Here is an 18156-nt window from a genome sequence, read left to right on the forward strand (position 1 = left end):
CTCGTAGATGGTTGTGTCTCGGTGGAACTGCCGCTGTGCCGTTCACATGTTTCATGGGCAGTGGGGTCATTGGATCATCAATGCAATCGATTGCATGATGGGGATTTCCCTAGTCCAGCGCGTCGTGTGGGGTACGTAACGCGGTAACAGAGCGTGTTGCCCGGCGCGGGGCGATCGGCGTGCGCAGAGACGCCGTCGGCGCCGGGGACGGCGAGGACGGCGAGGATGTTGGTGGTCGGTCGGTCCCGCGGGTCAGCGGGATGAACCTAGAGGCTGCTCTCGCGCACCATCAGTTCGGTCGGCAGCACGATGTTGCGGCGCGGGGCGCCGGCGACGGACTCGAACATGAGGTCGACCAGCGCGCGGCCCGCCTGCTCGATGGGCTGGCGGACAGTGGTCAGCGGTGGGTGGACGTGGGAGGCGAGCAGGATGTCGTCGTAGCCGACCACACGCACCTGCGAGGGCACGGCGATGTTGCGCTCGCGCAGCGCGCCCATGAGGGAGATGGCCGTGACGTCGCTGCAGGCAAAGATGGCGTCGAAATCCAGCCGCTGGTTGAGCCAGCCGTCAATGGATTCCCGCAGGCGCGCGTCACCGAACAGGAAGTGCTGCCGCAGGCGCGGGTCGAGTTCGATACCGGCTTCTTCCATCGCCTGGGCGTGGCCCTGGAAGCGCTGGCCGGCTTCGGGGTGGCTGGTGTCGCCAAAGAAGGCGATGCGCCGGCAACCCTGTTCGATCAGGTGGCGGGTGGCGAGGTAGCCGCCCAGCCGGTTGTCGCTGCCGACCACCGGGTAGGACGCGTCGGGCAGGGCCGCACCCCAGACCGCCATGGGAATGCCGAGATGCGCCAGCTCGTTGAGGTGTTCGTGCAGGATCAGCTGGCCGATCACGATCAGGCCGGTCACCTGGCCCGACTCGACCATGGAGCGCATGCGGTCCTTGCTGTCCTCGTGCAGGCGCGAGAGCAGCAGGTTCATGCCCTGTTCGTTCACCGCGTCGGTGAGCGAACCCAGGATGCCCAGCAGGAAGGGGTCCGAGATCATCTGCGCACTGTCACTCAGGAGCACGACCCCGATGGTCTGCACATCGCCCTTGCGCAGGCTGGCGGCTCCGGCGTTGACGCGGTAGTTCAGCGAACGGGCGAGTTCGGTGATGCGGGTGCGCGTGGCTTCCGGGATCAGCGGGCTGCCGCTGAGCGCACGCGAGACGGTGGAGGCGGAGACGCCGGCCATGCGGGCGATGTCGGTCATCTGCATGCGTCGGCGTCCCTTGTCGGCGCCGGGTGTGGCCGGGGCGGCGGTAACGGTGGGCAGCGGGCTGGCGGGCGGCTTGGCGCGGGGCGGGGTGGGCATGGACCGATTATTCCATTGCGTTCGCCAGCACCGGCCCGCCGGACCAGAGGGCGCAAAAAAGCCCGGAGGCCTTGCGGCGTCCGGGCGAACTGATTGCCTGAGAGAACGGTGGCGGTGGGCGGCCCGGCGCCATGCCGACCCGGCCCACCGGAAAAAAAACGGGGATCCCCCCCGATCAGAACGCGTAGTTGATGCGGGCGCGGACGGCCACCTGGTCGTCGGTGCCGGTGCCACCCTTGGAGTAGCTCAGGGCGGGGGTGATGGTGGCGCCCTTCACGCCGAACAGCGGCAGGCTGTAGGCGGCGTAGACGGTGGTGACCTTGTCGGCCGAGGTGGCGCCCTTGCCGTGGATCAGGCCGATGCCGGCGGCTCCGATGATGGCGTTGATGCCGATGGTTTTGTCGTCTTCCTTCTTGGCGAAGTTGACATTGATGTTGCTGTCTTTGCTCAGGGCGTAGCCGACCGAGAGGCCGACGCCGTTTTCCGTGCTGGCGTCACTGCCCACGACCTTGACCGACTCCACGCCGGCGCGCAGGGTCAGCGGGCCGGTGGTGTAGCCCACAGCCGGACGGATGCCGCGGGCTTCGCCCTCGTCCTTGCTGTAGACCAGACCCAGTTCAAAGCGCAGGCCGGGCGCTGCGTTCACGCCCAGGGCACCGTGGGCGACGTCGCGGCCCTTGCGGCCGCGCAGCATGTTGGCCTGGTAGGGGGTGTAGCCGGCGTATTCGACCACGGTGTCCTTGCCCACGGGGAAGAGGTCGTAGGCTTCGAAGCGGCCGAGCTTGAGGTCCATGCCGGCGTTGCCGAACTGCACCCACATGTCGTCCATGCCGGTGTCGCCGTCTTTCTTCAACAGCAGCGAAGCACGGGCGGCCACGAAGGCGTCACCGTTGGTGGCCTTGGCGCCGACGTTGAACTCCACGCGGCCACCCATGCCCAGGTCGCTTTCACGGGCGTTGCTGGCCGGAGCATCGACGGCGTTGGTGTAGGTGGTGTCGAGCTCGAGGTTGGCATCGAGCGACAGCTCGGCGTGGGCCGCAACGGCGGAGGAACAGAGGGCGGCAACAGCGGCCAGTTTGAAAACGTTGTGCATGGACTTGGCTCCGGATGTAGGAATGGGGTGAACAGACAAACACCTTTCCGGTATCTGAGTTTCATATCAATAGAACAAAACCCAACTGGAAAGTGGCGTTATTCGAGCATCGATGCAAACGTTTGCAATTTGGTATTAACCCTTGAAATGTGCTTGTTCCAGGTACGTAACTCGATTTGAAGCGGACTCGCAACAGCAAGGTAAACCCCAGTGGTGCAATGGTTTGCAATGCAATAAAGGTACATCAATGCACTTGATGTATTTGGGCGATGAAGGGGGTGAAACGGGAAGGGGCGCTGGAAAACCCCGACCGATGGGGCACGGCAGCGCGAGGGCCGCCGCGCCGCGCCCGTGCGGGTTGGTGGCTGGCGACAGCGGGGACGGGAGCCTGTGAGGTCGCTGAGCGCGACGTGGTCAAGGCGACCGGGTCGGCCTCAGTGGCAGCCTGTCGCGGTGAGTTGCAGCACGCGCTGCGCCCGCGCAGCGGCCGTCTCGGAGTGCGTCACCAGCACCAGCGCCGCGCCGCTGTCGGCCGCCTGCTGCTGCAGCACGCCCATCACCTGCGCTGCGGTGGAAGGGTCGAGGTTGCCGGTGGGCTCATCGGCGAGCAGCAGGCTGGGGCGGTGCACCAGGGCGCGCGCGATCGCCACGCGCTGCAGCTGCCCGCCGGAGAGCTGGGCCGGCAGGCGCTCGCCGAGTCCGCCCAGGCCCACCGCTTCGAGCATCTGCGCCACGCGCGCCGGGTCCGGGCGCTTCAGCAGCAGCAGCGGCAGCCCCACGTTCTGCGCCACGTCCAGGTGCGGCAACACGTGAAACGCCTGGAACACGAAACCGAGCTTTTCGCGCCGCCAGTGGGCCCGCTGCACCTCGCCCAGCGTGCCGAGGTCCACGCCGTCGTGCGTGATCGTGCCCTCGCTCCAGTCGTCCAGCGCGGCCATGCAGTTCAACAGACTGGATTTGCCCACGCCGGATTCGCCGACGATGGCGATGAACTCGCCCGGCTCGACGCGCAGGTTCACCTGGCTGAACACGGGCGTGTCGCCATAGCGTTTGCTCAGGTTGTGGATGACGAGGCTCACTGGACGGCCCTCCGTGCTGCGCACTGCGGGGCTGAGCGCCTTCGGAGCGGCCGGGCGGCGCTCATGCGACTTCCCCGGCTGGTGCGTCCAGCCAGCGGCTGGCCCATTGCAGCACCTGTTCCAGCGCATCGGGCGCGTCGCAGGCCACGACCACGCGTTCCGGCATGGAGCGCAGCCAGGTGATCTGGCGTTTGGCGAGCTGGCGCGTGGCGAAGATGCCGCGGTCGCGCAGCTCGGCGAGCTGGGGCGCGCTGGGTGTTTCACCGTGGGCGTCCAGCGCCTCCCAGGCCTGGCGGTAACCGACGCAGCGCATGGACGGCAGATCGGGGTGCAGGTCGCCGCGCGCGCGCAGCGCCCGCACCTCGTCCAGGAAGCCCGCCGCCAGCATGGCGTCGAAACGCTGGGCGATGCGCGCGTGCAGCCAGGCGCGGTCCTGCGGTTCGAGCGAGAGCAGGGCGCCGGGCGCGATCGGGCTGGTCGGCGTGGACGCGTCCGGCCCGGTCTGGAAGGCCGAGATCGGCTGGCCCGAGACCTCGAAAACTTCGAGCGCGCGCTGGATGCGCTGCGAGTCGTTGGGGAACAGGCGCGCCGCCGTCACCGGGTCCACGCTCGCGAGTTCGGCGTGCAGCGCGGGCCAGCCGAGCTGGGCGGCGCGCGCCTCGATGGCCTGGCGCACGGCGGCGTCGGCGCGCGGCATCTGGTTGAGGCCCTGCATCAGCGCCTTGAAATACAGCATGGTGCCGCCCACCAGCAGCGGCGTGCGCCCGCGCGCCTGGATCTCGCCGATCATCCGCGTGGCGTCGGCCACGAAGCCGGCGGCACTGTAGGACTCCAATGGATCGGTGGTGTCGATCAGGTGGTGCGGCACCTGGGCCCGTTCGGCGGGCGTGGGCTTGGCGGTGCCGATGTCCATGCCGCGGTAGACCAGGGCCGAGTCGACGCTGATGATCTCCACCGGCCAGCGCTGTGCGATGGCCAGCGAAGCGGCGCTCTTGCCGCTGGCGGTGGGCCCGGCAATGGCCAGGCAACGCGGCCGTTCAGCTGGCATTCGTTGCTCCGGCGGTGGTGCGCACCGGTGGCGTCTTCATCTCACCAAAGCGCTGCACCAGCGTCCAGGCCGTGGCCGCTATCAGCACGCTCCAGAACCAGACGCCGTTGGTCAGCGGCAGCACGCTGCCCTGGCCCTGGGCGATGGCCGCCAGGCTCCTGCCCAACCAGCCGCCCATGAAGAAGGCCGCGATCATCATCATGAAACCGCTCAGCGCCGAGGCCGCGCCCGCGGCCTGCGGGAACGGCCCGACGGCGCCGCTCTGGCCGCAGGGCTGGTGCACGCCGTGGGCCAGCATGAAAAGGTAGAACGGCACCATGATGGCGGCCACGTGCTGCACGCCCGCCAGCGCGAGCAGGCCCATGCTGGTGCCGGCGGTGAGGGTGCAGGCGCCCGCCAGCGCCACCGTCTTGCGCACGCCGAGGCGTGGCAGCAGGCGGCGGCAGATGAAGGTGCCGAGGATGTAGCTCAGCGACATGGTGAACATGGCCAGGCCATAGGCCGGCTGCGACAGCCCCAGCACCTGGATGAAGACGAACGAAGACGCGGCGAGGAAGGTGAACAGGCCGCCGTAGGACGTGGTGGCCAGCAGCGTGAAAGCCCAGAAGGTGGGGTTCTGCAGGATGGTCCACCAGGTGCGCAGCAGCGTGATCGGCTCCAGCGCGCGCGGGTTCTTCCGTGCCAGGGTTTCCTCGAAGCGCAGGGCCACCAGCAGCAGCGTGCCGGCGCCGAACACGGCCACCGCCATCAGCGCCACGCGCCAGCCCAGATACTGCGCCAGCAGGCCCCCCAGCGGCGCGCTCGCGCAGGCGATCACACCCAGACCGGTGAGGCCCTTGGACATGATGCGGGCACCGTCCACCGGGGCGTAGAGATCGCGCACGATGGCGCGTGCGCACATCACGCCCGCGCCCATCGCCACGCCCTGCAGCGCGCGCCAGACGATGAGCTGGTCCATCGAGGCGGAAAACGTGCTGCCCACCGAGGCCACCACGTAGAGCAGCATGCCCACCAGCAGCACCGGCCGGCGGCCGAAGCGGTCCGACAGTGGCCCCCACACCATCTGCGACAGGCCGAAAGCCAGCAGCAGCGCGGTCAGCGTGAGCTGGGCCTGCGACATCGCCGCGCCAAAGCCCTGGGTCATGGCGGGCAGGGCGGGCAGGTAAAGGTCGGTGGTGACGGGTTGCAGACCCAGCAGCAGCGAGAGCACCAGCACGATCAGGCCTGGCGACATGGAAGAGGGCTTGGCGGACATCCAGTCGAGGGTAGCAGAAGCAATGGTGTCAGAGCGCGGCAGCCAGGGGCCTGGACGGGCCGGCGTTTCACCCGCCGCGGGACGCGCTAAATGACGCCCTGGGCCAGCATGGCGTCGGCCACCTTCACGAAGCCGGCGATGTTGGCGCCGTCGATGTAGCTCACGCTGCCGTCGGCGCGCTTGCCGTGGGCCAGGCAGGCGGCGTGAATGCCCTGCATGATCTGCAGCAGGCGACCGTCCACCTCCTCGCGTGGCCAGGACAGGCGCAGCGCGTTCTGGCTCATCTCCAGACCGGAGGTGGCCACGCCGCCGGCGTTGCTGGCCTTGCCCGGGGCGTACAGCACACCGGCCACCTCGAAGGCCTTGGCGGCCTCGATGGTGGAAGGCATGTTGGCGCCCTCAGCCACGCAGAGCACGCCGTTGCCGATGAGCGTGCGGGCATCGTTCCCGTCCAGCTCGTTCTGGGTCGCACAGGGCAGGGCCACGTCCACCGGCACATGCCAGGGCCGCACCCCGGCTTCGAACTTCACGCCGGTGCGTTCGGCGTAGTCGCTCACGCGGCCGTAGTGGTGGTTCTTCACGTCCATCAGGATGGCGAGCTTCTCGGCGGTGAAGCCGGCTTCATCCACGATGGTGCCGCTGGAGTCGGACACGGTGATCACCCGGGCCCCGAGCTCCAGGGCTTTCTGGACCGCGTACTGGGCCACGTTGCCCGAGCCGGAGACGCTCACGCGCAGGCCGTCAAACGACTTGCCCTGGGTCTTGAGCATCTCCTGCGCGAAGTACACCGTGCCGTAGCCGGTGGCTTCCGGGCGGACCAGCGAGCCGCCGAAAGCGAGTCCCTTGCCGGTGAAGACGCAGTCGGCCCGGTTGCTCAGCTTCTTGACCATGCCGGCGATGAAGCCGACCTCACGACCGCCCACGCCGATGTCGCCGGCCGGCACGTCGGTGTCGGCGCCCACGTGGCGGAACAGCTCGCTGGCGAAGGCCTGGCAGAAACGCATCACTTCGGCCGGGCTTTTGCCCTTGGGGTCGAAGTCCGAGCCGCCTTTGCCACCACCCATGGGCAGCGTGGTCAGCGCGTTCTTGAAGGTCTGCTCGAAGGCCAGGAACTTCAGCACCGACAGGTTGACCGAGGGGTGGAAGCGCAGGCCGCCCTTGTAGGGGCCGATGGCCATGCTGTGCTGGATCCGGTAGCCCTTGTTGACCTGCACGCGGCCGTGATCGTCCAGCCAGGACACGCGGAAAATCACGATGCGTTCCGGTTCAACCAGGCGGTCGAGCAGGCCTTGTTCGGCGTACTTCGGGTGGGCCGAGATGAAGGGCCAGAGGCTTTCCATCACTTCCGTGACGGCCTGCAGGAACTCGGGTTGGCCGGGATTGCGCAGGGCGACGTGGGACAGAAAGTCGTGGACCGAGGCGTACTTCATGCGTTAAATGCTCCAAAAAAGTGCGTTGAATTATGCGAAATCGGTATTTCGCCCAGTGATATGGCACTGATTGGGTGCTTTGAGTGCTGTATTGGTGCGTGCCATGGTCGATATAACCGTAGGCACTGATTTGGTGCCTTGGCATGGACCCGTGGGTTCCGGCCTGTGCGGCCGGCGGTGCAGCGCTAGGGGAGTCCGAACAGGTCGGTCAGGGCCACCCGGTACTGCGGCTGGCCCACCGAGTTGGTGTTGTGGTGCGAGCCGCCTTCCACCAGCACGAAGGCCTTGGGTCCGGTGGCGGCCTCAAACAGGCGGCGCCCCAGTTCGGGCTGGATCAGCCGGTCCTCCCCGCCGTGCACCACCAGCAGCGGAGAGCCGATCACCGGCACGCGCTTGACCGCTTCAAAACGCTGGGTGATCAGCGGCCCCACCGGCAGCCAGCCCCACTTGAAGGTGCTGACCACGTCGGGGATGGACGTGAAACCGCCCTCGACCAGCGTGCCTGCTTCGTCGCCCACCTGGGCCGCGAGTTCGATGGCGATGGCGCTCCCCAGCGAGTGGCCGAAGATGTAGCGCGGTCGACCGGGGTACTGTTGTCCAAGCCAGTCCCATGCGGCCCGGGCGTCTTCGTAGGCTATGGTTTCCGAGGGCAGCCCGGACGAGCTCTTGCCGAAGCCCCGGTAGTCGATCGCCAGCACCGAAAAGCCCAGTTCCTGCATGCGGCGCGCGCGGAAGGCTGAGCCAGTGACGTTGAAGCGCGCGCCGTGCAGGTAGAGCAGCACGGGGGCATTCGCTCGCGTGGTGAAGTTTTCGTGGGCCAGCCACAGGCCATGCAGCTTCACCGGCTGCCCGGTTTCCTGCGACTGGAAGTTGATCCAGACATCGTCCATGCCGGCCGCGGCCTCGTCCCCGCGCCACCAGCTGCGGTCCGAGGGCTGGAAGATCCAGGCGCGCTGCCGCTGGTCGAGGGTGGCACAGCCGGTCAGCACAGCGGCCGCAGCAAAAAGGACGATCAGCAGGCGCTTCATGGCAAGGAGTGATGCGACCCGACCCGAAAAGTTCAAGGCAGAATGAACAAAGCCCGCGGAGCGCCTACCCTCCGCCTGGACCCCAACGGACGACCAGCCCATGACCGACAGCGTGTTTCCCCGTTTCATCCGCCGCGCACCGGGCCTGGCCGCGGCGCTGGCCCTGGTTGCCGGGCTGCTGGCCTGCGGTGAGGCGCCGCCGGCGGGCTGGTCGGGTTATGTCGAGGGCGACTATGTGCACGTGTCGTCCCCGGTGGGTGGGCGGCTCGACACACTGACCGTGCGGGCGGGTGACCGGGTCCGGCAGGGCGACACCTTGTTCGCGCTCGACGCGCAGGCCGAACAGGCGGCGCAGGCCGAAGCCCGGGCGCGCCTGGCCGGCACCTTGGCCCAGGCCGCCAACACCACCAAAGGCCGGCGCAGCGACGAGGTGGCCGTCACCCGCGCCCAGCTGGCGCAGGCCCGTGCGCAGGCCGCGCTGGCGCAGACCGCCTGGGCGCGCCAGCGGGATCTGGTGGCCCAGGGTTTTGTATCGCAGGCCAGCCAGGACGCCGCCAAAGCCGCACTCGACCAGGCGAACGGCCGGGTGGCCGAACTGGAGGCCGCCCTGCGCGTGGCGGCCCTGCCGGCGCGCAGCGACGAAACCGACGCCGCCGAGGCCCAGGCCGAGGCCGCGCGCCAGGTGCTGCGCCAGAGCGACTGGCGGCTGGCCCAGAAGCAGCAGTCCGCGCCCACCGATGCCCAGGTGGCCGAGGTGTTTTTCCGCGTCGGCGAAACCGTGGCGCCGGGGCAGCCGGTGCTGTCGCTGTTGCCGCCGGGCGGCGTGAAGGCCCGGTTCTACGTGCCCGAGACCGAGGTCGGCGCGCTCGCCACCGGGCAGTGGGTGGCCCTGGCCTGCGACGGCTGCGGCGAGGCGATTCCGGCGCGCATCACGCGCATCGCCAGTGGCCCGGAATTCACGCCGCCGGTGATCTACTCCAACGCCCAGCGCGCCCGGCTGGTGTTCCTGGTGGAAGCGGCGCCACGCCCGGCCGACGCCAACCGCCTGCACCCCGGCCAGCCGCTGGACGTGACCCGCCTGGAATCGCGATGAAACTCCCCCGCCGCGCTGCGCGCGACCCCCTCCAGGGGGCGACACCAGCCGTCCGGCAAAGCCGGCCCGGCGGTGTCCTTGGCTTGCACCTTCTCCGGCGCCACGGACGGCGCTCCGACAGGATGGACCGCTGAGATGGACCCGCTCGCCATCGACGTGCGCGGCCTGACCAAGCGCTACGACGGTCGCGCCGTGGTGGACGACGTGACCCTGCAGGTGGGCCAGGGCCGCATCTGCGGTTTCCTCGGCCCCAACGGCAGCGGCAAGACCACGACCATCCGCATGCTCTGCGGTCTGCTGCGCCCCGACGCGGGCGAGGGGCAGTGCCTGGGGCTGGACTTCCGCCGCGAGGCCGCCGCCATCAAGCGCCAGGTGGGCTACATGACGCAGAAGTTCGGCCTCTACGACGACCTCTCGATCCGCGAAAACCTGGACTTCGTGGCCCGCCTGTTCGAGCTGCCCGGGCGCCGCGCGGCGGTGGACCGGGCGCTGGAGCAGCTGGGCCTGCAGGCGCGCCAGCGCCAGCTCGCTGGCACGCTCTCGGGCGGCTGGAAGCAGCGCCTGGCGCTGGCCGCCTGCCTGATCCACGGGCCGCGCCTGCTGCTGCTCGACGAGCCCACGGCCGGTGTGGACCCCAAGGCGCGGCGCGACTTCTGGGACCAGATCCACCGCCTGGCCGCGCAGGGCATCACGGTGCTGGTGTCCACCCACTACATGGACGAGGCCGCGCGCTGCCACGACCTGGTCTACATCGCCTACGGCAAGGTGCTCGCGCGCGGCAACGAGCGCGAGATCGTGGACGCGGCGGGCCTGAGCGTCTGGGCGCTAGAAGGCGCTGCCGTGCAGGACCTGAGCGAACGCCTGCGCGCCTTGCCGGGCGTGCAGAACGTCGTCGCCTTCGGCAACACGCTGCACGTGGCCGGGCGCGACGCCGCGCTGCTGGCGCAGTCGCTGGGCGCTTTCCAGGGCGAGAGCGGCGTGGTGCTGCGCGAGGCTCGGGCCAACCTGGAGGACGTGTTCATCAGCCTGATCGACCAGGCGCAGGACAACTTCGGCAACGATCGGACGGATCAACCATGAAGTGGTTTTCGCCCGCGCGCACCTGGGCCGTGTTCATCAAGGAATTCCAGCAGATGCTGCGCGACCGGCTCACCTTCGCCATGGCGGTGGGCGTGCCGGTGATGCAGCTGGTGCTGTTCGGTTACGCCATCAACACCGACCCCAAGGGCCTGCCCACGGCGGTGGTCGCGGCCGACGCCGGCCCGCTGGCGCGCAGCCTGGTGGCCTCGCTGCAGAACACCGGCTATTTCAAGGTGGTGCACCAGGGCACCAGCCAAGCCGAGGCCGACGCCCTGGTGGCCGCGGGCGAGGTGCAGTTCATGATCGTGATCCCGCCCGGTTTTTCGCGCGACGTGGTGCGCGGCGAGCGCCCGGCGGTGCTGGTCTCGGTGGACGCCACCGACCCCTCGGCCTCGGGCAACGCGATCGCCGCGCTCGGCGAGATGACGAACCTGGCCCTGCGCCACGATCTCACCGGCCCGCTGCAGACGCTGCAGAAGGGCGCGGCGCCGTTCGAGCTGAGAATCCACCGGCGCTACAACCCCGAGGGCCTGTCGCGCTACAACATCGTGCCTGGCCTGATCGGCACCATCCTCACCATGACCATGGTGATGCTGACCTCGCTGGCCATGACGCGCGAACGCGAGCGCGGCACGATGGAAAACCTGCTCGCCACACCGGTGCGGCCGCTGGAGGTGATGGTGGGCAAGATCCTGCCCTACGTGGTGATCGGCTATGTGCAGCTCGGCGTGATCCTGGGCGCGGCCTGGCTGCTGTTCGAGGTGCCCATGGTGGGCAGTTTCGTGTTGCTGATGGCGATGATCGGTGTCTTCATGGTGGCCAATCTGGCGGTGGGTTTCACCTTTTCGACCATCGCGCGCAACCAGCTGCAGGCGATGCAGATGACCTTCTTTTTCTTCCTGCCGTCCATGCTGCTCTCGGGTTTCATGTTCCCGTTCCGCGGCATGCCGGTCTGGGCGCAGTGGCTCGGCGAGGGCCTGCCGCTGACGCACTTCCTGCGCATCGTGCGCGGCATCATGCTCAAGGGCAACCAGGCGCCGCAGCTCTGGGCCGACCTCTGGCCCATGTTGCTGTTTCTGGCGATCGCCGGCGCGGTGGCGCTCAAACGCTACCGGCAGACCCTGGATTGACTGAATGCCGCGCGATGACGCGGACCACCACTTCGCGGTGGGTGCGAAAACCCATGCGCTGGTACAGGCCCAGGGCGCCGGTGTTGTCGCTCATCACATGCAGGAACGGGGTTTCGCCACGCGCGATCTGGTGCGCGACGAGCTTGAGCATCAGGCGTTTGGCCAGCCCGCGACCCTGGAAGTCCGGGTGGGTGCAGACGCCGCTGACCTCGCGCAGCGCGCCGGCAAAGCTGCGTTCGCCGGCCATGGCCATGAGGCGTTCGCCGTCGAACAGGCCGAAGTACTCGCCGAGCTCGATGGTGCGCGGGCCGAACGGTCCCGGGCGGGTGAGATCGGCCAGCGCCAGCACCTGGTCCAGGTGTTCGTTGGTGATGGGTCGGGCGTCGGGCGCTTCGTCGCGCGCGGGGGCCTCGCCGGCCCAGACCATCTTGTGCATGGTGGTCTCGGCCTCGACCGCCCAGCCCGCGGGCGCAGGGCCTGACCAGCCGGCGCAGTAGAAATGTTCGTCGGGGCCGCAGTGGGGCGCCAAGGCGTCGAAGTCGGGGCGCTCGGGGTCGGCAAACCCGACGATGGGCGAAAAGCCCGGAGCGTAACGGCGCGCGTTGCCCGAGCCGACGGCCCAATGCGCTTGCGGGCCGACCATGGCGTGCCAGAAGACGTTGTCGAGCAGTGGGTGCATCGGGGATGTCCTGGGTTCAGCGTCCGCGCAGGAACAGCGCGTCCAGCTCGCGCATGCTGACCTGGCGCCAGGTCGGGCGGCCGTGGTTGCACTGGTCGGAACGCTCGGTCACTTCCATCTGGCGCAGCAGCGCGTTCATCTCGTCCAGCGTCAGGCGTCGGTTGGCGCGCACCGCGCCGTGGCAGGCCATGGTGGCCAGCAACTCGTTGCGGGCGCGTTGCACCACGGTGCTGGCGTCGTGCTGGCCCAGCTCGGCGAGCACGCTGCGCGCCAGCTCCACCGGGTCGCCTTGTGCCAGCGTGGTCGGCACGGCGCGCACCGCCAGCGTCCTGGGTGAAAACGGCACCACCTCCAGACCCAGCATGGCCAGCACCACGCCGCTGTCTTCGGCGGTCGCCACTTCGGTGGGCGTGGCGGCGAAGGTGGCCGGGATCAGCAGCGGCTGGCTGGCCAGTTGCTCGTTGTCCATCTGCTGCTTGAGGCGTTCGTAGACGATGCGCTCGTGCGCAGCGTGCATGTCCACCACCACCAGGCCCTGGGCGTTTTCGGCCAGGATGTAGATGCCTTGCAGCTGCGCGATGGCGCGACCGAGCGGCCAGTCGCCATCGGGCAGTTGAGGGATTTCGGCCGGCTCGCTGCGTATTCCGTCTGCCTGCAACATGCGGGTCGACGTGCTCGTCGCATCGAACCCGGGAGCGGCGCCCTGGGCGCTGTTGCCCCACAAAGCCCCGAGGTCGCTCACCCGCTGGCCGATGGCGTCGGGTGGCGCGTGGCGCTGGAACGGCAGCGCATTCTGCGCCCCCCCCAGCGTGGAGGGCAGGCGCTCGGGTGGCGTCCACGCGCCTGCCGAAGGGGACGGGCTCGCGCCGGCTTCGCCATGCGGCAACGCAGCTTGCGCGCTGGCAGCGGCAGCCGAACGCGGCACGGCCAGCGCAGCGTCCACCGCGTGGCGCACGGCCTGGTGCACCTCGCGGCTGTCGCGGAAACGCACCTCGATCTTGGTCGGGTGCACGTTCACGTCCACCCGCGTCGGGTCCAGGCTCACGTAGAGCGCGTAGACCGGCTGGCGGTGGCCGTGCAGCACGTCCTCATAGGCGCTGCGCGCGGCGTGGCCGATCACCTTGTCGCGCACGAAGCGGCCGTTCACGTAGGCGTATTGCCAGTCGCTGCGCGAGCGCGCCGCGTCGGGCACGCCGGCAAAACCCCAGACGCGCAGGCGCTGCACGCCATCGGCCAGGGCCATTTCGCCCGGCACGGCGTCGGCCGGCCAGTTGACCGCCACCGCCTGCTGAATGAAGTCTTCGCCCAGCACGTCGGCCAGGCGCTGGCGAAGCGCGTCCAGCAGCCCGCTACCGGCGAGGTCGGCCGCCACGGCGCGCCACTGCGCCACCAGCTTGCCGTCGTGCCAGATCGCAAAGCCCACCTCGGGCCGCGCCAGCGCATGGCGGCGCACGGCTTCGATGCAGTGGGCGAGTTCGGTGGCGTCGGTTTTCAGGAACTTGCGCCGCGCCGGCGTGGCGAAAAACAGTTCACGCACCTCGACCGTGGTGCCCGGGCCGCGCGCGGTGGGCTGCAGCTCGCCGCTGCGGCCGTCGAGCAGCCAGCCGTGCGGTTCGTCGCCGCTGTCCGTGCGCGTGAGCACCGAGACCTCGGCGATCGAGCAGATGGCGGCCAGCGCCTCGCCACGGAAGCCCATGGTGTGCACCGATTCCAGGTCGCCCAGGCTGGCGATCTTGCTGGTGGCGTGGCGCTTGAGCGCGGTGGGCAGCTCGGTGCGGTGGATGCCCCAGCCGTTGTCTTCCACGCTGATGAGCCGCACGCCACCGGCCTGCAGGCGCACGGTGACCTGGGTGGCGCCGGCGTCCAGCGCGTTGTCCACCAGTTCGCGCACCACCGAGGCGGGCCGTTCGACCACCTCGCCGGCCGCGATCTGGCTGATCAGTTCGTCGGGGAGTTCGAGGATCGGGCGGCGGGTCGGGAGGGAGATGGATGCGTTCACTCGGAAATTGTAGGCGTCGGGACTGGATAATCCATCCCCATGGAAATTGTTCTGACCCTGATCGACTTCGTGCTGCATGTGGACAAACACCTGCAGGTCTTCGTGCAAACCTACGGCGCCTGGGTGTACGCGCTGCTGTTTGCCATCATCTTTGTGGAAACCGGCCTGGTGGTCATGCCTTTCCTGCCGGGCGACTCGCTGCTGTTCATCGTCGGCGCGCTGTGCGGCGCCGGGGTGATGGACTGGCCGTTGGCGGCCGGCCTGATGTTGTTGGCGGCCATCCTGGGTGACCAGACCAACTACAGCATCGGGCGCTATTTCGGTCCCAAGGTGTTCCAGTGGGAGAACTCGCGCTTCTTCAACAAGAACGCCTTCAACCAGGCGCACAACTTCTACGAGCGCTATGGCGGCGTGACCATCATCCTGGCGCGCTTCATGCCCTTCATCCGCACCTTCGCGCCTTTTGTGGCGGGCGTGGCCGAGATGACGCGCAGCAAGTTCACCGCCTACAACGTGGTGGGCGCGGTGGTCTGGGTGATCGGCCTGACCGCCGCCGGCTACTTCTTTGGCAACCTGCCCTGGGTGCAGGCCAACCTGTCCAAGATCATCTGGGCGCTGATCTTCGTGCCGGGGCTGATCGCGATCTTCGGCGGCTGGCGGGCAGCGCGGGCCGAAAAAGCGCGGGCCGCTGCGGCGCCCTGATCAGAACTGCCGCGACCGCGCCAGCGGCGGGTTGGCGCTGAAGTATTTGACGATGCCCTTGAGCAGGGCCTCGGCCAGGTCGGTCTGGTATTTATCGCTGTTGAGTCGCCGCTCTTCGTCCGGGTTGCTGATGAAGGCGGTTTCGACCAGCACGCTCGGGATGTCGGGCGCCTTGAGCACGGCAAATCCCGCCTGCTCCACGCGCGGTTTGTGCAGCTTGCCCACACGTTTCACTTCGCCCAGCATCGCGCTGCCGAGCTTGAGGCTGTCCTTGATCTGGGCAGTCGTGCTCATGTCGAGCAGGGCGCGCTGCAGGGTGGCGTCTTTGGCCTTGACGTTGATGCCGCCCACCAGATCGGCCGCGTTTTCCTTGTTCGCCATCCAGCGCGCCGCGGCGCTGCTTGCGCCCTTGGTGCTGAGCGCGAACACGCTGGCGCCCTGGGGCTGGGGTGTCATGAAGGCGTCGGCGTGCAGGCTGATGAACAGGTCGGCCTTGACGCGCTGCGCCTTTTTCACCCGCGTGCCCAGGGGCACGAAGAAGTCGGCGTCGCGCGTGAGGTAGGCGCGCATGGGGTTGCCGTTGACACGGGTGGCGTTGATGCGGTCGCGCAGGCGATGGGCCACCTTGAGTACCACGTCCTTTTCCTTGGTCCCACCGGGGCCGATGGCACCGGGGTCTTCGCCCCCGTGGCCGGGGTCGAGCGCGACGATGATCAGGCGGTCGGTGATGCTCCCGAGGGCTGGCCGCGGAGCGGCCTTTGCGGGCGCTTTCCCGGTGGTGGTCGGGGGGATGTTGGACGTGGCGGTTGCTGGCTTGTCCAGCGGCACATGGCCGTTGCGCGCGAGCAGCTCGCCCAGGGGATCATCGGTGCCGGCCGGGCTGTCCAGCGCATCGGTTTCGATCCCCAGCAGGCGCGCGGCGCGTGCGCTGGCTTCGTCCAGCTCCTTCATGCGCTGGGCAATCAGTTCTTCGAGCGGGTCGGGCGCGTGGACCGGGTACAGGTCGAACACCAGGCGGTGCTGGTAGGCCGCCACCGGCTGCAAATTGAACACCTGGGGCTGGATGGCTTGCTTGAGATCGATGTGCAATTGCACCAGCTTGCCCTTGCGCTGCTCGACGCGGATGCCCGCGATGTTGGGGTCGTCCGGCTTGAGCTTGCCCACCAGCTCGCGCATGCCGTTCACGAGGTCGATGCCCTCGATGTCCAGCGTCAGGCGTGGAGGAACGTTCACAGTGGTCTGGCGCGCCTTGAGTTCGCCATCGGACTCGATGGTCACGCGCGTGTAGTCCTGTGCGGGCCAGATGCGCACCGCCACCACGCTGGCGCCTCGCGCGATCTGCTGCGTGCCCAGCAGCAGCACCAGCGAGCCGGCCTGCAGCAGGGCGCGGCGGTTCGGGCCGTTTTTGCTCTGTGTCATGCCTTCAGTGTTTCCAGCAGGTGCCGGCCAGTGGGGGTGTAGGCGGTGAAACGAACGCGGCGTGCGCTGTCGGCTTCGTCGCTGAATGCGGGGTTCATGGCGTCGGGCTCGATCTGGATGTCAGCGTCCACGGTGGACAGGGTGTCGGCCGCACGCTCGGGCCACTCCACCAGCTTGAGGCCGGGGCTGGCAAAAAGTTCGCGAAAACCCGCATCTTCCCATTCTCGCGGGTCGGTGAAACGGTAAAAATCGAAATGCCAGATGTGCAGGACTTCGTCGTCGGGCATGAAAGGGCAGTCGATGCTGCTGTGCGGTTCGACCACCGCATAGGTCGGGCTCTTGATGCGCCCGCTCACACCCAGGGCACGCAGCAGGTGGCGCACGAAGGTGGTCTTGCCCGCGCCCAGGTCGCCGTGCAGCGTGATCGTGGCGTGGGCCAGGGCCGGGCAGGTGGCCAGGCGGCTGGCAAAAGCCAATGTGTCTTCTTCGCTGTCCCAGTGAAGCTGCAGCACGGGCACAGCCCCACCCATCTCCGCTGGCGAGACGTGCGGCGTTCCCGAACCCGTTTCTACAATGGGCGGAACATGAAAACCGGTTTTGTTGCTGCTCAACTCGTCTCACAGATTCAGGCCTGGGGCCAAGAGCTTGCATTTTCACAAATCGGCGTGACCGGGGTGGATCTTTCTGCGGCCGAACCGGGTTTGAACGCCTGGTTGCAGGCCGGATTTCACGGTGACATGGGCTACATGGCCAGCCACGGCCTCAGGCGCGCGCGCCCGGCCGAGCTGGTGCCGGGCACCGTGAGCGTGATCACCGCGCGCATGGACTACCTGCCGCGCGACACGCCCGAAGGCTGGCAGGCGATCGAGTTCGGCCGGTTGGCGCGGCCGGGCGAGGCCGTGGTCTCGCTCTACGCCCGGGGCCGCGACTACCACAAGGTCTTGCGCAGCCGCTTGCAGAAACTGGCCGAACGCATCGCAGCCGAAGTGGGCCCGCTGGGCCATCGCGTGTTCACCGACTCCGCGCCCGTGCTTGAGGCCGAACTCGCCAGCCGCAGCGGCCAGGGCTGGCGCGGCAAACACACACTGGTGCTCAACCGCGAAGGCGGCTCGATGTTCTTCCTGGGCGAGATCTACGTGGACCTCGCCCTGCCCGTCAGCGAGCCGGTGAGCGAGCATTGCGGTGCCTGCACGGCATGCATCGACATCTGCCCGACCCAGGCCATCCTCGGCCCGCAACGGCTGGACGCACGCCGCTGCATCAGCTACCTCACCATCGAACACGCCGGCCCCATTCCCGAAGACCTGCGCCCGCTGATCGGCAACCGCATCTACGGCTGCGACGACTGCCAGCTGGTGTGCCCCTGGAACAAGTTCGCGCAGCGCAGCCCCTTGCCCGACTTCGACCCGCGCGAAGGCCTCGCGGGCGCGACGCTGGTCGAGTTGTTTGCCTGGTCAGAAGACGAATTCCTGCGCCGCACCGAGGGCAGCCCGATCCGCCGCATCGGGCACGAGCGCTGGCTGCGCAACATCGCGGTGGCGATGGGGAATGCGTTGTCGAAGGAGGTGGGCAAAGAGGGGGATGCCCTGCGCCAGGCCCTGGCCTCCCGCAGTGCAGAGCCCAGTGCGCTCGTGCGCGAGCACGTGGCCTGGGCGCTGGAACGGGGTGGGCGGTAGAACGGATTTCGGGAAGGCACAACCGGGTCCTGAGCGCGAAACCAACATTCTCAGGATGTCCCGGGCGGATCACTTCAGACCGGGGTGGTACTG

At 68.5% G+C, this 18156-nt stretch carries 16 protein-coding genes; 5 read left to right on the forward strand and 11 right to left on the reverse strand.

What is annotated here, in order from left to right:
* Positions 1-266: 266 nt before the first annotated feature.
* From ACN5W5_RS19225 to ACN5W5_RS19255, 7 genes are all read right to left on the reverse strand, one after another.
* Complete coding sequence (locus tag ACN5W5_RS19225) at positions 267-1352, reverse strand: LacI family DNA-binding transcriptional regulator (protein WP_420050066.1); 1086 nt, start codon at positions 1350-1352, stop codon at positions 267-269.
* A 175-nt stretch (positions 1353-1527) separates the two neighbouring features.
* Positions 1528-2445 carry a carbohydrate porin gene (locus ACN5W5_RS19230; RefSeq protein ID WP_420050067.1) on the reverse strand — a complete coding sequence of 306 codons (918 nt, stop codon included), beginning with the start codon at positions 2443-2445 and terminating at the stop codon, positions 1528-1530.
* A 434-nt stretch (positions 2446-2879) separates the two neighbouring features.
* Entirely contained in the window at positions 2880-3524 is a 645-nt protein-coding gene (locus ACN5W5_RS19235) for an ABC transporter ATP-binding protein (RefSeq protein ID WP_420050068.1), read from the reverse strand.
* Positions 3525-3585: 61 nt separating this feature from the next.
* On the reverse strand, positions 3586-4572 hold the full coding sequence (gene miaA, locus ACN5W5_RS19240; protein ID WP_420050069.1) for a tRNA (adenosine(37)-N6)-dimethylallyltransferase MiaA: 987 nt from the start codon (positions 4570-4572) through the stop codon (positions 3586-3588).
* A complete protein-coding gene (locus ACN5W5_RS19245) occupies positions 4562-5806 on the reverse strand; it encodes a Bcr/CflA family efflux MFS transporter (protein ID WP_420050070.1) in 1245 nt (414 codons plus the stop codon). Before ACN5W5_RS19245 ends, miaA begins: the two co-directional genes overlap by 11 nt.
* A gap of 107 nt (positions 5807-5913) precedes the next feature.
* A complete protein-coding gene (gdhA, locus tag ACN5W5_RS19250) occupies positions 5914-7257 on the reverse strand; it encodes an NADP-specific glutamate dehydrogenase (RefSeq protein ID WP_420050071.1) in 1344 nt (447 codons plus the stop codon).
* A gap of 185 nt (positions 7258-7442) precedes the next feature.
* Positions 7443-8285 carry an alpha/beta hydrolase gene (locus tag ACN5W5_RS19255; RefSeq protein WP_420050072.1) on the reverse strand — a complete coding sequence of 281 codons (843 nt, stop codon included), beginning with the start codon at positions 8283-8285 and terminating at the stop codon, positions 7443-7445.
* Between the two features lie 100 nt (positions 8286-8385).
* On the opposite strand from ACN5W5_RS19255, the gene ACN5W5_RS19260 reads away from it, so the two are divergent.
* The 3 genes from ACN5W5_RS19260 (at position 8386) to ACN5W5_RS19270 (ending at position 11588) form a co-directional block, all read left to right on the forward strand.
* Positions 8386-9378 carry an HlyD family secretion protein gene (locus ACN5W5_RS19260; RefSeq protein ID WP_420050073.1) on the forward strand — a complete coding sequence of 331 codons (993 nt, stop codon included), beginning with the start codon at positions 8386-8388 and terminating at the stop codon, positions 9376-9378.
* Positions 9379-9513: 135 nt separating this feature from the next.
* On the forward strand, positions 9514-10458 hold the full coding sequence (locus ACN5W5_RS19265; RefSeq protein ID WP_420050074.1) for an ABC transporter ATP-binding protein: 945 nt from the start codon (positions 9514-9516) through the stop codon (positions 10456-10458).
* Positions 10455-11588, forward strand: coding sequence for an ABC transporter permease (locus ACN5W5_RS19270; RefSeq protein WP_420050075.1), 1134 nt, complete (start codon positions 10455-10457; stop codon positions 11586-11588). The genes ACN5W5_RS19265 and ACN5W5_RS19270 overlap by 4 nt, the downstream gene beginning before the upstream one ends.
* On the opposite strand, the gene ACN5W5_RS19275 is transcribed toward ACN5W5_RS19270, so the two are convergent.
* Together ACN5W5_RS19275 and mutL are read right to left on the reverse strand one after the other, a co-directional pair.
* Entirely contained in the window at positions 11560-12267 is a 708-nt protein-coding gene (locus tag ACN5W5_RS19275; RefSeq protein WP_420050076.1) for a GNAT family N-acetyltransferase, read from the reverse strand. The two genes, ACN5W5_RS19270 and ACN5W5_RS19275, sit on opposite strands and share 29 nt — an antisense overlap.
* A gap of 16 nt (positions 12268-12283) precedes the next feature.
* Entirely contained in the window at positions 12284-14266 is a 1983-nt protein-coding gene (gene mutL / locus ACN5W5_RS19280; protein ID WP_420050077.1) for a DNA mismatch repair endonuclease MutL, read from the reverse strand.
* Positions 14267-14305: 39 nt separating this feature from the next.
* Here mutL and ACN5W5_RS19285 point away from each other — a divergent pair, with 39 nt between their 5' ends.
* On the forward strand, positions 14306-14968 hold the full coding sequence (locus ACN5W5_RS19285; protein WP_420050078.1) for a DedA family protein: 663 nt from the start codon (positions 14306-14308) through the stop codon (positions 14966-14968).
* On the opposite strand, the gene ACN5W5_RS19290 is transcribed toward ACN5W5_RS19285, so the two are convergent.
* Together ACN5W5_RS19290 and tsaE are read right to left on the reverse strand one after the other, a co-directional pair.
* Positions 14969-16387 carry an N-acetylmuramoyl-L-alanine amidase gene (locus ACN5W5_RS19290; RefSeq protein WP_420050079.1) on the reverse strand — a complete coding sequence of 473 codons (1419 nt, stop codon included), beginning with the start codon at positions 16385-16387 and terminating at the stop codon, positions 14969-14971. It abuts the gene before it with no gap.
* Positions 16384-16917, reverse strand: a complete 534-nt coding sequence (gene tsaE, locus ACN5W5_RS19295) for a tRNA (adenosine(37)-N6)-threonylcarbamoyltransferase complex ATPase subunit type 1 TsaE (protein WP_420050080.1) — start codon at positions 16915-16917, stop codon at positions 16384-16386. Before tsaE ends, ACN5W5_RS19290 begins: the two co-directional genes overlap by 4 nt.
* A 54-nt stretch (positions 16918-16971) precedes the next feature.
* On the opposite strand from tsaE, the gene queG reads away from it, so the two are divergent.
* Complete coding sequence (gene queG / locus ACN5W5_RS19300) at positions 16972-18063, forward strand: tRNA epoxyqueuosine(34) reductase QueG (RefSeq protein WP_420050081.1); 1092 nt, start codon at positions 16972-16974, stop codon at positions 18061-18063.
* Positions 18064-18156 lie beyond the last annotated feature (93 nt).

It is taken from the genome of Hydrogenophaga sp. ZJX-1 (assembly GCF_048590325.1).
Lineage (GTDB): Bacteria > Pseudomonadota > Gammaproteobacteria > Burkholderiales > Burkholderiaceae_C > Hydrogenophaga.

Excerpts from the sequence above, each read along its gene's own strand:
- ACN5W5_RS19225 (WP_420050066.1), bottom strand. The coding sequence starts at position 1,352 with ATGCCCACCCCGCCCCGCGCCAAGCCGCCCGCCAGCCCGCTGCCCACC.
- ACN5W5_RS19230 (WP_420050067.1), bottom strand. The coding sequence starts at position 2,445 with ATGCACAACGTTTTCAAACTGGCCGCTGTTGCCGCCCTCTGTTCCTCC.
- miaA (WP_420050069.1), bottom strand. The coding sequence starts at position 4,572 with ATGCCAGCTGAACGGCCGCGTTGCCTGGCCATTGCCGGGCCCACCGCC.
- ACN5W5_RS19245 (WP_420050070.1), bottom strand. The coding sequence starts at position 5,806 with ATGTCGCCAGGCCTGATCGTGCTGGTGCTCTCGCTGCTGCTGGGTCTG.
- gdhA (WP_420050071.1), bottom strand. The coding sequence starts at position 7,257 with ATGAAGTACGCCTCGGTCCACGACTTTCTGTCCCACGTCGCCCTGCGC.
- ACN5W5_RS19255 (WP_420050072.1), bottom strand. The coding sequence starts at position 8,285 with ATGAAGCGCCTGCTGATCGTCCTTTTTGCTGCGGCCGCTGTGCTGACC.
- ACN5W5_RS19260 (WP_420050073.1), top strand. The coding sequence starts at position 8,386 with ATGACCGACAGCGTGTTTCCCCGTTTCATCCGCCGCGCACCGGGCCTG.
- ACN5W5_RS19265 (WP_420050074.1), top strand. The coding sequence starts at position 9,514 with ATGGACCCGCTCGCCATCGACGTGCGCGGCCTGACCAAGCGCTACGAC.
- ACN5W5_RS19270 (WP_420050075.1), top strand. The coding sequence starts at position 10,455 with ATGAAGTGGTTTTCGCCCGCGCGCACCTGGGCCGTGTTCATCAAGGAA.
- ACN5W5_RS19275 (WP_420050076.1), bottom strand. The coding sequence starts at position 12,267 with ATGCACCCACTGCTCGACAACGTCTTCTGGCACGCCATGGTCGGCCCG.
- ACN5W5_RS19285 (WP_420050078.1), top strand. The coding sequence starts at position 14,306 with ATGGAAATTGTTCTGACCCTGATCGACTTCGTGCTGCATGTGGACAAA.
- ACN5W5_RS19290 (WP_420050079.1), bottom strand. The coding sequence starts at position 16,387 with ATGACACAGAGCAAAAACGGCCCGAACCGCCGCGCCCTGCTGCAGGCC.
- tsaE (WP_420050080.1), bottom strand. The coding sequence starts at position 16,917 with ATGGGTGGGGCTGTGCCCGTGCTGCAGCTTCACTGGGACAGCGAAGAA.
- queG (WP_420050081.1), top strand. The coding sequence starts at position 16,972 with ATGAAAACCGGTTTTGTTGCTGCTCAACTCGTCTCACAGATTCAGGCC.